Genomic DNA, 13,422 nt, shown 5'->3' with positions numbered 1-13,422 from the left:
TCACAATGAAAAATAAAATACTAGTAATAATAGCGTCACTGTTCTTAATGGCATGTAGTGACAGTGGTGGCTCTGGCAGTTCTGGCAGTTCTGGTAGTACTGGAGGAGGAGGTGGAGCATCACCAGCGACGGTGCCACAACCAGAACCAGTTAAAACACAGGATTTGGTTGCTCCTGATGGGTTTACATTTAACCCAGTTACCGCTCACACACTTGAGATTAACTTAAGTGGTTCTTTACCAGAAAGGACACATTTATCTGTGTATTCTGCTTATACAGAAGGGGATGATGGAAAGTATATTGTTGATTATGATAGTAAAGTCATTGATGCTGCGATGGTAAATGGGGCATTAACCATTGAATTCTCGCTTGCAGAAAGTCAATCAACTATTGTTGCAGAAATATGGTCATACGATGGAAGTCTACCCTTACAGAAAGAGTTGGTTATTGATAGTAACCCACTAGTATGGGATTGAGTATAGATACAAAAGTTAAGCCGTTTTCATATTCTTGAAAGCGGCTTTTTTATTGACGGTACTTTCACTTGAGAACGAACGTTAAGGCAATAACATGAAAGTAGGTTTACGTGATAAACTAAGAAGTTCGGTGTCTTTTTCTATATATAAATTGTTAACATTTAATTTCAAATCAGTAGTTCCTCTCTCTTCTATATACCCTTCATGAGCGTGTAAGATTTTAAATACAGCTTCTCTTCGGTGCATTAATTTTTCAGATAACGGCATATTGCTGACCAATGCCATCATGGAACTGATTATCGCTGGATTATCTATACTGAGGGAGGCATAGCATTCAAGTAAACTGATACATAGCTCTGATGAGTATGGGTATTGAGGTAAGATATTTTGATATCTATGTTTTAGTTGCTCTAAGGCTTCGGCTGTTACATTATTATTTTGAATGTTATTACCATCAGTGAGAATATTAGAGAGCATCTTTAATGATGCATTTAATTCTTGATCGCATTTTAGAATCTGTAAAGCATCTAGGCAGTAGTCATTAAATTGGTGTTTTGTTTTTATCACCGCATTAACTTTTTCTAGTAGCCAAAGCTCACCATAAAATGAGAGTAAATAAAGTAATTCTACTAAGATTATGGAATTTAGTTGATGCAAATCATCAACGTAAGGGTTAACTGCTTTTAGCATCATCCGTTTTGCTTTTATTATATTGTTCTCTTTAATTAGTCGTTTACATTCGCTTAAACTAAAAAGTACTGATAATTGTTTTTTTTGTATTGTGGTTAAGCGATATTCCGAACGTCTTACAAAGTTCTTTTGTTCAAGAATTAATTGCTTTCTATCGTATTCAGATTGACAGTTTTGGATATATTCATCGTAATAAGCAAAGCACTCTACTATGTACACACACCAATTATGGTCAGCTATTGGTAGATGGTTAGCCAGTAGGTGAGAAGCTTTAATAAAGTAATTTTTGTTATTACAAGTTAAAGCAAGTTTTAAGACAGATAAAGCGCGATTTGAAATACTTGGCGTTAGAACTAAAGCTGAGTTAGCAGATAAAAGAGCACCTTCAAAGTGACGTAGCTTTATTTGTAGTTCAACGAGTAAATCGAAAGCGTCTACAAATAGTGGATATTGTAGGCATAGCTTTTCTGTGCTGTTGATGATTTTCGTTATGGGAGCTAAGTCCAATTCATACTCAAGTCGTAACCGGGTTAAAATGTAGTTACGACGATGAATAAATTCAGGCTTTAGACAAAGTTTTAAGAGATCCTCTTTTTCATTAGGAAGAAATAAATCAAATAAAAACAGGTCTAATTCATTGATATTTTTAATTTTTGCATACTTAATTGCTTCTTCTTTTTGCGCAGATAAATCTAGGTCACGATCAAATGAATGTAAAGTTTTAAACATTTGGTAGTCATCCCATGCGGCATTGAGTTTATGACTAAGAATCGATTTACTGATGGGTTTACAAAGATAATCCCCATTTCCTTTCGAGAGGGTACCTAACACGGTTTGAGTCGTATGATCGCCAGAAACAGTAATCACTCGTGTATAAGCTTGAATAAACCCTTTTTCTTTTAGTAAATCATAGAGCTCAGAACCATTGAGGATTTGTTCTAAATGGTAGTCAATGAATAACAAGGAATAGTGCTTCTTAGAACAAAATTTAACAGCCTGTTGATAAGAATTGACACGATCAATAGAGTTAAAACCTAACTGAGATAAAAGCTTTGATAGATACAAAGAGGATACCTGACAGTCGTCCACAATTAATATATTAAATTGTTTTGTGTTCAGTTTATTTTTGTTTAATACAGTCATTATCATAACCTATTTCATCTTCATTATTTTTTCTAGTAAGACTTCTTTCTTAAATGGTTTTGCTACGTAATCATCCATACCTGATTCATAGCATTTAGAAATATCTTGATCGAGTACACTGGCAGTTAGTGCAATGATAGGAGTCTTTTCTCTTTTTTGTTTTTGTTCTACTTCTCTTATTTCTTTTGTGGCCGAAAATCCATCTTTGATTGGCATCATACAATCCATTAAAATTAAACTATACGATTCACTTTCTGTAAATTTATCAACGGCTTCTTGTCCATTGCTTGCAATGTCGAAGGTATAACCTGAGCTGGTTAAAAATAACGAGGCAACTTTTTGATTTACTAGATTATCTTCAACGATCAGAATATGTTCTTTTGTTTGATTTTGGTAGGAAAGTTTATTTTCTTTATTGTTTAGAGGAACGTTAACCATGTTGTCTATAAAACTCAGACTCTGATGGTTTGAGTTTTCAGTGTGGAAAACCAACGAGTTAATTAATGTTTTAGTAAAGCGGTAGCCAAGTAAAGGATAGGTAATTAAACCATCGATGATAGATTCGTAATTTGTCGCTCTATTTTTATGTTTTTGTATAAGTACAATCGGTAAATTGTGATGTTGCTGACGAAGTATTGCTAGGCTATTTTTACAGCTCATATCCATGCGTTCATCAACGCAGAAGAGTAAGATGGCTTCTTCACCCTCAAATAGAACAATGTCCTCTGAGGTATTGGCTCGTATGACTTTGGGTAGATTGTAATAATTACATTCATTCGCGACTTTCTCTTCAAAGTTACAGTCATTACCAAATAAAATAATTGACGTATGTTTTAATTCATTTAATGGTAGGCGCTTTTCTGAGGCTATGGATGTTTTAATTGAGAATGAAAAGGTACTTCCCTGCCCTTTTTCTGACGTTACTATTAATTCACTATCCATCAGATTAATTAGCTGACGTGAAATTGCTAAGCCTAGCCCCGTTCCACCATATTGACGAGTAATTGAACTGTCTTCTTGCGTAAATGGTTCAAATATTTTTTCTTGCTCGCTTTTTTCTATACCAATACCAGTATCTAAAACTGCAATATTGATGTAGCCATTAACCCCGTCAGTCGGAATAAAGTCAGCGGTGATAGTCACGCTTCCTTTGTGAGTAAATTTAATGGCATTAGATGTTAAGTTCATTAAAATTTGTTTAATTCTATGATTATCAAGAATTAAATGGTCTGGGAAATTAGGAGAAAGCTGAATATCAAGTTCAAGATTCTTTTCTGTTGCTTTAGATATACCTATAGAGACCGTATCAAAGATAACTTCTCTTAAGTTTGTTTCATGTTGATGCAAAGTTAAATTACCAGCTTCAATTTTTGATATATCTAAAATATCATTAATTAGAATTAATAATGCCTGAGATGAGGTCTCAATAGTATTCAAGTAATCATGCTGGATGGGGGATAGCTTGGTTTCAGAGAGGATCCCTGACATACCAATGATACCATTAAGTGGAGTTCTGATCTCATGAGACATATTCGCTAAAAAAGAGCTTTTTGCAAGGTTGGCTAGTTCAGCTTCATTTTTGGCGAAGATGATTTTTTCTTCATTCTGAGCCCTTTCAAGCACCAAGGTATTGAGGTGTTGTGAAAAAACAGATAATTCATCGTTGCCATCGACTTTCATTTGAATCGTGTAATCATGTTCTCTCTCTATTTTCGCCATTGTTTTAGTTATATTTTTCAAGTGAGTAGTGATACGTTTAGATAGAGAAACGCCAAGGTAGGAGATAACAATAAGCGATAAAATAAGAAGGCTAATGAAAATTAAAATCGTAATATGTATGTGTTTTAGTTGATTGGTAAGATCCTGTTTAAGATCTGCTGTTATTCTATGAGTAACCGACTGAATGAGTAAAAGGCGATGATTCAATGCTTGTGTACCAGAGCTTAGTTCATTAATAGTGTAGCCTTTTGCTTTATCTCTTATCACATCATTACGAAATTTCATACTTAAAGCAAAGCTATCATTACTGAATGTTTTCAATAATAATTCAATATTTTCAGCATTAGCATTCATGGCAATAAATTGCTCAATATATAGCTCTTGACGATAAAAGAGAGAGTTAAGTTGGTCATGATATTGAGTATCAGGTGTATTTAGATCGAGATTAATATACCAGTTCTCTTTCGTTGCCCAAAAAATTAACCATTGTAACTGTAGAATAACCTGTTGTTTTTTATTTATTATTTCTGATGGAGTTAATAGGGCTTGTTTATTTTCGAGTAAATAGACTCTATTTAATACATCTGAAATCCAATTAGACCACTCTTCAATATCAATAGAGCTATAATTATTTATTTCAGCGTTAACTTTGCTAAGCTCATTAACCGCATCATAGAGAGCTGTCTTATTTTCTTGATCAATTTGTGAAAGTAAAAGGTTAAGAGTGATTGTTGAAGATGATTTTTCAACGTTATTATTATTGGAATACAAAGCATTTAAACGAAGGTTATGCATAGCAGTAACATAGCTAGAAATTGTTTCATTTAAGAGTAAACGTTCGTTTAGTGAATTGAGAGTATTTAAATTCAGTAATTGTGTTTTTATCTCTTTTACAGAAAGAGCACACAAGATAATTAGAGGAAGGATAACTAAAGTTAGTAGTCTTGATTTTACTGAAAATTGATTCATTAATGCCATAAAACACAATCCTTGTTGGAAAAAGTCATCCACATTGACCTATATTGATGAGCATAGGATATTAAACCTAAAAAGGTAGCGATTTACGTGATTTTTTTTAAAAAAACAAGTCGGATTATTTATTTTATTTGTTGATTTTAATGTGTTTTTTCTATGCTCCTTCAGCATATTCAACTGGAAGTACGGCAGCATTCGTTATTTTTCAATGCATGATGTTTATGGGACATTTAGTAAAAGTAAGGCCAGAATGATTTATCGAGGAAAGATAAAGTCGTTAGAAAAGAAAAAAATTCAGCTTTCAGATTGGCCTGATAACGCGATAGAGAAAAAGAATTCTATGATGCTTTATCAGGACAAATCTTGTCTCAAGTGAACGGATATTGGACTAGTTTGACTTTTTCTGGGTATTGATTCTTCTGATATATCAGCATTAGTTGATTGGTTACAACAACATCTTCATGGTATTGGGTATACGCCGTTGTCCCAATTTATGGCAGAAGCTCAATCAAGTGACGTTCAAAGTAGTTGGTACGCGATTATTTCTTATATATTTGATTTATTTACACCTTATAATCGTCTATTCAGAAAGCTACGACTGGAAGGAAAACTACAGTATTACCTCTGGCTGATATATGACGTAACATCAAAAATATCAATTAATACAGAGTGGCAATTAATGAAACTGAAAGGTAACTCAATATTTAATTCAGGGTAGTTTACCGAGAACCTTGGAGATGATGATTCATCATTACTTACTTTATTGTTAATTTTAAAATATTGTTATCATTGTCATTATTCATCTTTATTATACGTGTCAATATAATGGCGTCTTAATAATGATAAATCATGTTAAAAACTTGTGATCTAATCCACAGATACGCTATTTGACATGTTAGCTTATTACTTATCGAATTGTGTGTTGCCTGCATCTGAGCCATAGTTAATTGTACCTTCTGAATATACAGAAGGATGAAAATAATTAGTTCGCTAGGTGCAAGGATGTATTATGGTCAGCTCAAAGAAAGAAACAAAATCAATAAATAATGATACTTTAGATAATTACGCTATATATTTGAAAGAAATAAATAGGTATCAATTACTTACAGCAACAGAAGAGTTAATTTATAGTCGGTTATATAACTCAGGTTGTATGGATTCAAGAAATAAATTAATTGAATCAAATCTACGCCTTGTTGTTAAAGTTGCCAATAAATATAGAAATCGTAATCAAAGAGACCTATCACCTTTAGATATTATTGAAGAAGGGAACTTGGGGCTAATGAAGGCTGTTGATAAATTCGATCCAGAACTAGGTTATCGATTTTCAACTTATGCTGTTTGGTGGATTAAAGAATCTATTGAAAGTGCGCTATTTAATCATTCAAGAACAGTGCGTCTTCCTGTACATATCACAAAAGAACTAAATACGTACCTTAGAGCCGCTCGTGAGTTAACAAAATCACTTAAAAAAGAACCTTCGATTAGTGAAATTTCTAATTATTGCGAAAAAGATATGATCAAAGTAAATAAGATCATGGGGTTAGTTCCTGGCGTATCGACTTGCCGCTCTGCATTAATTGAAGATAGTTCACCCCTTCATATTGATTTATGCTCAAATGAGAATGAAAATAATCCGGATGAATGCTTATCTAAGAATAATCTTGAAGACAATTTATCGTTATGGCTAGATACGCTCCACGGTAGGGAAAAAGATATCATAATTAATCGTTATGGTTTGTTTGGTTGCGATATAAAAACTCTAGAAGAGTTAGGCTTAGATTTGAAATTGTCAAAAGAAAGGGTAAGGCAGATACAGTCTGAAACATTGATAAAGTTAAATACTATATTTACAACAAATCAATTAAATCTAGAGATCGCTCTTGGGTGAAAAGTCTGAGTTTATCTTGGGTTATATTAGTGCGATTTAGGTGGTTTGTATGGATATGAATTTATTATTCAATATATTGACTGTTTTTAATGTTTTATCATTGTCTTGCTCCCTATATTTTATTTACAAAATAGGTGAGCTAAAGATTAAATCAATTAAAAAATATTTATCAATAATTGTAGTTGTTTACATTGTAGGATTTTTATATGTTGAAGCTTATTTTATACAACATAACTTTGTTTATGAATCAGATACGCTTGCATTAATTGTTGTTACAATCTCAGCTCAGATGCTACTCCTTGTTTTTTATACAGTAACACGATTGCTTACTTATGTTTCTTTACCAACAGAGAGAGGGGGAGAAGAGCGGTTTGAGTTGAGTTCGACTGTTACAGCGTATAGAGAAATCATATCAAGTAAGATTAATCTTGGTATTCCGTTTAATGTAATGAAAGTTAAAATTATAAATCATAGAAAACTGATAGAGATCTCATCAGAAAAGATATTTAATAAAACTATGTCTTATGCCGTTCTTGTTCTTAAAAAAACTTTAAATAATAAACATTTAGATATATTTTATGATGCAAATGAAATTACTATTATTGGTTATTCAACAGATAAAGAAGAAATAGAACAACTTGCCAATATTGTTAATGAGCTATTAACGCCTCCTATTTTAATGAAAAATCAAAATATACTACTGCAACCCGTGATTGGTTGTGCTATATCGTCAGCTGATATGGATAGTAGTGAGGAATTTATAAAGCAGGTTGATATTGCATGTTATAAGGCAAAAAAACTAGGGTTAATCATTGATTTTTATAGAAGTACTTACTCTGATTTAATTCATGAAGAAGTCTTCATTTTAAGTAAATTAATTAATGCTGTTTCACATGATGAATTCGAGCTTTATTACCAACCTATCGTAAACAGTATCGATAAAACGGTTCATGGGTACGAAGCGCTTATTCGTTGGCCTCAAAGCGATGGGAGTATGATCCCTCCAGACAAGTTTATTGCTATTGCTGAAGCGAATAATTATATCAAAGGGATAACTCATTGGGTTATCAAACAAGTTTCTTATGATATTGCAGCTTTCAAAAGGGAAAATATATATCCTCAAGTCCATGTCAATATATCAACCCTCGATCTTCATGATAATGATCTTTACAATCAATTGTTTGGGTTAGTAAGTAGCAAAAAGTTAGAGCCATCAGATCTAATTCTAGAAGTTACGGAAAGTGCGCTAATGGTTGATGTAGATGCTGCTTATCTCATGTTATCTAAGTTTTCTGAGTTGGGCTTTTATATCAGTATTGATGACTTTGGAACGGGTTACTCATCACTATCGTTACTTAGAGTATTGTCATTTAATCAGATTAAGATCGACCAATCATTTATTCGTAATATGGCTATTGGTAATAGTGATTATGCAATTGTCGCTTCAACTATTTATTTGGCACATAGCTTAGGGTGCAATGTTGTTGCCGAAGGAGTGGAAGATTTTGATTTATTTGATGAGTTGAAAGAACTTGGATGCGATTATATCCAAGGTTATTGCATTAGTAAGCCTAAAGAGTTTACCGAGATTCTTCATTGGTCTCTTAGAGAGATAGAAATTAAAAAATTAGCCGTTATTGCTTAATTACCGTTCTAATATCTGGCTCTACAATGCTTTTAGTCATTGCAGAGCCAGATTTTTTTTGCTGAAATTTCGTTATCCCAAATTTTGTGATGCAATTGATATTATGACTTTAGAAAACAAAACTTAACATTACTGTGTATAAAATGGCCTCTTTATTATCAAAATGATTGGGTGGTGTGAAATCTTCGATAAATGAGCCGTTAGATTTACGAGCCTCAAAGTATTGAACTTCCCCATTGATTGATACATTTGGTAGCACATCGTAATCAATACCAATCAAGTAGCTATTGCTTTTTAAATGTTCGTTTGCATCAAATTGAGCACCATAAACTATATATGGAGTAAATGAACCTAGATGATAGCCTAAGTTTGCATACATTGATGATGATGTGTCACTAATTTGCCCTTCAGAAGCAAAAATTGCCTGTCCAAATTCATATTCAGCACCTAACGACCAAAGTTGAATGTGTTGATTTTTATCCGTTGGTAAAGTGATAACGTTTTTACGAGTGATCGTTTGATCAAAGTTTGAATCTAGGAAAGATAGGTTCCAACGGTAACTTTCGCCACTTAGTTGTAAATTAGCACCAAACATTCTATTTGTTTCAAACTCTAGTTCGGTAGAAGAGTTGTAGTCGACCTCATTGTTATCTTTAATTCCATAAAATGGAGAGATAACTATAGTTTTTTCATCGCTAACGTCATATGCCCAACTGACTTTGATCCCGTTAAAGGCGGTAATTCCTAATATACTGTTATATACCTCTGTTGGAGGTCTTGCTGTCATGTAAGCTTGGCCGACGTAGTAGTACTCAGAGCTAAGAAATAGTGGAAGCCTTAATCGACCAATGCTTACATCAAGATAATCAAATTCATAACCAATGTAAGCCCATTCTAGCTGTGGATCGTTCCAATCATATTGTGGAGGCTTTACGACCTGTATAGAAGCTTTGAATGAGTTGTAGAAATAGTCTAGCTGAACGCCAAATGTAGTATCGCAATCATAGCAGCTCTCATCAGTAAATCCGCGGTTGATGATTAAAGGATTATCGTTGTCTGATTTTGCCCAAGAAGTTGAACCAAAACCACTTAACGAGAGGTTGTCAGTAAGTTCAATGATGGCAAAGGCCGGAGAAGAAATAGAGATACATAGTACTGATGTAATTATTTTTTTCATGTTATTTCTCCGAGCTTATAGTGTAGAGAATGTTGGCATTTTTAGGAACAGAGGACAGGGGAGAGTAGCCAATACGATTAGGTTTGTCATTCAGCCAATTGATTAAACTATCTGCTGATGCCGCTTTTATTTCTCTTGGGTATCGAGCTTTTCCTGAGAAGGATAGGCCTGCCCAATGGGCATTCATTTGAGCTGTATTTTTACCTAATAAAAGTTGATAAAAATCTTCTCGTTCTATGCTGTTTTCTGGCCAATCAGATAGTTCTATACGTTTTCCATTCAGTCGTTTTGTTTTACCTCGATATAACTTGCGCGCTTTATTGATTGATATCGCTTCAAATCCGGCATCTAAAGAGAAAATAGCATAATCGTCAGTAGCATGCGCTGGGCTTATGAAAGCGAATACACAAAATAAACCAATGAGTGCTGAGCCAGTCATTTTTCGCTGTAAATAAATAGGTGCTTTACTCCAATCCATTGGGCCTCCTAACTGGTCGCATTTTCAATTTGGTGGAAGAGTTTTTCTTTTCTTACAGGCTTTGCTACATAGCCATCCATGCCTGATTCAAAGCATTTTTGAATGTCGTCATCAATAACGCTAGCTGTGAGCGCGATAATTGGAGTTTTGTTTAATCCTAAACTCTTCTCAAGTTTTCTGATTTCTTTTGTAGCGGTGAAACCATCTTTTACTGGCATCATGCAATCCATTAATATGATGTCATAACTGCTGTCGTTTTTGTACATATCAACAGCAATTTGCCCATTATCTGCGATGTCAAATGTGTAACCTGCTTTTTTCAACATAACGGAAGCCACTTTTTGATTTACTCGGTTATCTTCAACCAGCAAGATACGTTCAGGTTTACTTGGTGGAGCTTCTAGTTCTGGTTGCTCTGGAATGCTTAGCTGCTGTTTTTGTACTGGATGTATTGGGATAGTCGTGGTTTCTGTTGATGCAGCTTCAATCGCTGTTAATATTTTCTCCTTAAGCATCTCAAACTTAAATGGTTTTGGTATGTAATCATCCATCCCCATGTCGAAACATTTTTGAATGTCATCATCAATCACACTTGCGGTCAGAGCAATTATTGGGATCCGACGAGGTGATTTGTTTTTTTGTTCGATATCTCGGATGTTGGCCGTTGCTGAGAAACCATCCATAATCGGCATCATACAGTCCATTAATATTGCTGCGTAATTAGGGTTAGCGGTATACATGTCGACGGCTTCTTGGCCGTTATTGGCAAATTCAAACTCTAAGCCGCTCTTCTTAACGTGAAGGCCTGCTATCTTCTGATTAATTTTGTTATCTTCAACGATCAGTATTTTTTGTGCTACGACGGTGCTTTCCTGAACGCTTGTGAATTGCTCCGCGATGCTTTGAGATTCGCATCGTTCAATCGCTTTTATAAGGCGCAGTCCAAGAAGAGGTTGAGATATCTGAGTGGTTATATATTGCCCAATGTTGGAGGCTTCACTAAGGAACGAGCGTATTAAGCAGACTGTGATGTGGTTGTTATGCAGTTTTTCTAATAGTTCCGAATAGTCATTTGCTTGCAATAAATCGTCTTCAGCGAAGATAACCGTAACGGGCTTTGTGTGTGAGGTATTTGTAATTTTCTCAGTGAGAATGGATGGCTTATTTGTTTTCTGAGTAACGTTTAAACCATGGAAGTTAAGATCGCTTTCGATGCGTTTTGATAAACTATTATCGTTAGCAATTAAATAAATATCAGTGGTAGCTTGGCTTAATTTAGGTGAATTTGAATTGATGCTTAAGTCTAATTCAAAGTAGAAACAACTGCCTTCCCCTTTAATCGAGCTAAGTTGGATTTGACCTCCCATAAGTTCTACAAGCTGCGTACTGATGGCCAAACCTAGACCTGTTCCTCCAAACTGTCTTGTTGTTGAATTGTCTTCTTGAGCGAAGGGTTCAAAAATTTGTTTTTGTTGTTCTTGATCGATTCCTATCCCTGTATCCTGAACGGAAAACCTTACTTTAACGGTGTTGTTAGACTTGGTTTTAGTATCTATCGATAAGGTAACTCCTCCTTTTTCTGTGAACTTAACGGCGTTAGACATAAAATTCATCAAGATTTGTCTGAGTCGATGATCATCAATCATTACACGAGCAGGTGTATCAGGATGAATATCTACATTGATAAAAATGTTTTGTTCTTTCGCTTTAGGTGCAACGACTGAGGCAATGTCGTAGATAGATTCTCTAATTGATGCTGAATGAGGACTAATTAATAGCATTCCAGACTCTATTTTAGAAAAATCGAGAATATCGTTAATCAGGCTAAGCAGAAGCTGTGATGATGTTTCAATGGTATCGACATAATCTCGTTGAGTCGGTGTAAGGGGTGTATCAGAAAGTACCTCTGAAATACCGATAACACCATTTAAAGGAGTTCGGATTTCGTGAGACATATTTGCTAAGAAGCTACTTTTTGCTTTGCTTGCTTGTATCGCATTGTCTTTGGCTTTCTCTGCATCCTCTTTTGCTAGGGTCAGTTTTTCTTTTGCATACTCTCTTTCGATGGTTAATCGTTCAACTTGTTGAGCAAACAAACTGAGTTCATCTTTACCTTGGAGTAGCTTTTCTAAAGAAGGGCGAGAGTCATCGTTTTCACTTTCTAAGAAGTTAAGCACTAACTTGAGATTATTTGTTACTTGTCTTGCTAAGCTTAGCGCTAATCCCATAACTATCATGGTGAGAAGAGTTACTATTGAAATAAATAGGGTTCGTTGTATTTGAGCATCAGAGATAGCCTGAGCAACCTCTACTTGAAATTCTTGTTTTATAACATCGCCAAGATTTTGCAACAGGCTTAATCGAGAGTTCATGGCTTTTAGCCCAACAGAGATATTGTCAGGCGTGAGTTGACTAGTTGTTGAAACGTTATGAAGCGCATGGCGAATCTCTTGGCTTTGCATGAAAACGTCATTTCTAAATACTTCTACCATTAGTGACACTTGGTGTTCGTTGGCATTTAATGATACGAAGCGTTCTAGAAAAAGGAGTTGGCGTATACTGAGGGATTCGATCATTTCTGCAAGTTCAGAATCGTATTCTTGCTCTGTTTGGTAGATATCAATTAAGAATGTACTGAGCTTAAATTCTTCGTTAGACCAATACATTAACCATTCTAATTGCTGCAAAGCTGTCAAGTGTTGCTGAATCTCTCGTTTAGTTACATCGAAAGGTACTTTTTCTATCGCTAGTAGCAGCTGTTGGTACAAGTCACTTTGCCATTCAACGGCGTCGAGCTTATCAAAATTATCAGTCGCTTCCATTGTTGATAAGGTTGCTTCGCTGAAGTCGATGAGCAGTTGATTTACTTCTTTAGCAGCACCTTTAAAAATACTTGGGGAGAGTGCTTTTAATTCGCTATTAACTTTCTCACTTTGGCTTATAAATTTTTCAGGGCTGTGTGTTAAAGTACTGCGATACAGCAGCGAAATATCTTCAAGATACACCACTAATTGATTGGTTCGTTCAAAGTCATTTAACTGAGTTGTTAATACATGAGCCTGCCTACCAGCTAAAAAAAGCAACAGTGAGATAGGGAGTAGTACTAAACCAAAAAGTTTGTGTTTGACTGATAGGTTATTCCAAGCCTTAAGTATTGACATATAACATCCATTTAACCTTCTTTTATATAGCATAGGATGAAATTGGGGCTGTAGAAATTTTAAAACG

Annotated in this window: 8 protein-coding genes; 3 read left to right on the top strand and 5 right to left on the bottom strand. The window is 34.7% G+C overall.

All coding sequences use genetic code 11. The features are described 5' to 3' along the window. Positions 1 to 5 precede the first annotated feature (5 nt). On the top strand, positions 6 to 476 hold the full coding sequence (locus tag AC2INI_RS14775) for a hypothetical protein (RefSeq protein ID WP_486306243.1): 471 nt from the start codon (positions 6 to 8) through the stop codon (positions 474 to 476). Positions 477 to 557: 81 nt separating this feature from the next. Here AC2INI_RS14775 and AC2INI_RS14770 read toward each other — a convergent pair whose 3' ends face one another. Together AC2INI_RS14770 and AC2INI_RS14765 are read right to left on the bottom strand one after the other, a co-directional pair. After that, positions 558 to 2,309, bottom strand: coding sequence for a response regulator (locus AC2INI_RS14770; protein ID WP_486306242.1), 1,752 nt, complete (start codon positions 2,307 to 2,309; stop codon positions 558 to 560). A 9-nt stretch (positions 2,310 to 2,318) separates the two neighbouring features. After that, the gene (locus AC2INI_RS14765) at positions 2,319 to 5,006 is read right to left on the bottom strand and encodes an ATP-binding protein (RefSeq protein ID WP_486306241.1); all 2,688 of its coding nucleotides are present in this window, start codon (positions 5,004 to 5,006) and stop codon (positions 2,319 to 2,321) included. A gap of 1,006 nt (positions 5,007 to 6,012) precedes the next feature. Here AC2INI_RS14765 and AC2INI_RS14760 point away from each other — a divergent pair. Next, a complete protein-coding gene (locus AC2INI_RS14760; protein WP_122032208.1) occupies positions 6,013 to 6,894 on the top strand; it encodes a sigma-70 family RNA polymerase sigma factor in 882 nt (293 codons plus the stop codon). Between the two features lie 49 nt (positions 6,895 to 6,943). Further along, complete coding sequence (locus tag AC2INI_RS14755; RefSeq protein ID WP_486306240.1) at positions 6,944 to 8,539, top strand: EAL domain-containing protein; 1,596 nt, start codon at positions 6,944 to 6,946, stop codon at positions 8,537 to 8,539. A gap of 109 nt (positions 8,540 to 8,648) precedes the next feature. Here the strand turns inward: AC2INI_RS14755 and AC2INI_RS14750 are convergent, their stop codons facing one another. Genes AC2INI_RS14750 through AC2INI_RS14740 form a run of 3 tightly spaced genes read right to left on the bottom strand, consistent with a single transcriptional unit; the run spans position 8,649 to position 13,355 of the window. Continuing rightward, the gene (locus tag AC2INI_RS14750; RefSeq protein ID WP_486306239.1) at positions 8,649 to 9,716 is read right to left on the bottom strand and encodes a porin; all 1,068 of its coding nucleotides are present in this window, start codon (positions 9,714 to 9,716) and stop codon (positions 8,649 to 8,651) included. A 1-nt stretch (position 9,717) separates the two neighbouring features. Then, positions 9,718 to 10,155, bottom strand: coding sequence for a hypothetical protein (locus AC2INI_RS14745; protein WP_254052587.1), 438 nt, complete (start codon positions 10,153 to 10,155; stop codon positions 9,718 to 9,720). A 47-nt stretch (positions 10,156 to 10,202) separates the two neighbouring features. Next, positions 10,203 to 13,355 carry a response regulator gene (locus tag AC2INI_RS14740; protein ID WP_486306238.1) on the bottom strand — a complete coding sequence of 1,051 codons (3,153 nt, stop codon included), beginning with the start codon at positions 13,353 to 13,355 and terminating at the stop codon, positions 10,203 to 10,205. Between the last annotated feature and the right edge of the window lie 67 nt (positions 13,356 to 13,422).

The sequence above is a fragment of the Aliivibrio friggae genome (genome assembly GCF_057368515.1).
This window is presented reverse-complemented; position numbering and strand designations above follow the sequence as displayed.

What these genes read in the sequence shown, in the direction of transcription:
- AC2INI_RS14770 (WP_486306242.1), bottom strand. Translation starts at nt 2,309, where the DNA reads ATGACTGTATTAAACAAAAATAAACTGAACACAAAACAATTTAATATA.
- AC2INI_RS14755 (WP_486306240.1), top strand. Translation starts at nt 6,944, where the DNA reads ATGGATATGAATTTATTATTCAATATATTGACTGTTTTTAATGTTTTA.
- AC2INI_RS14765 (WP_486306241.1), bottom strand. Translation starts at nt 5,006, where the DNA reads ATGGCATTAATGAATCAATTTTCAGTAAAATCAAGACTACTAACTTTA.
- AC2INI_RS14750 (WP_486306239.1), bottom strand. Translation starts at nt 9,716, where the DNA reads ATGAAAAAAATAATTACATCAGTACTATGTATCTCTATTTCTTCTCCG.
- AC2INI_RS14775 (WP_486306243.1), top strand. Translation starts at nt 6, where the DNA reads ATGAAAAATAAAATACTAGTAATAATAGCGTCACTGTTCTTAATGGCA.
- AC2INI_RS14760 (WP_122032208.1), top strand. Translation starts at nt 6,013, where the DNA reads ATGGTCAGCTCAAAGAAAGAAACAAAATCAATAAATAATGATACTTTA.
- AC2INI_RS14740 (WP_486306238.1), bottom strand. Translation starts at nt 13,355, where the DNA reads ATGTCAATACTTAAGGCTTGGAATAACCTATCAGTCAAACACAAACTT.
- AC2INI_RS14745 (WP_254052587.1), bottom strand. Translation starts at nt 10,155, where the DNA reads ATGACTGGCTCAGCACTCATTGGTTTATTTTGTGTATTCGCTTTCATA.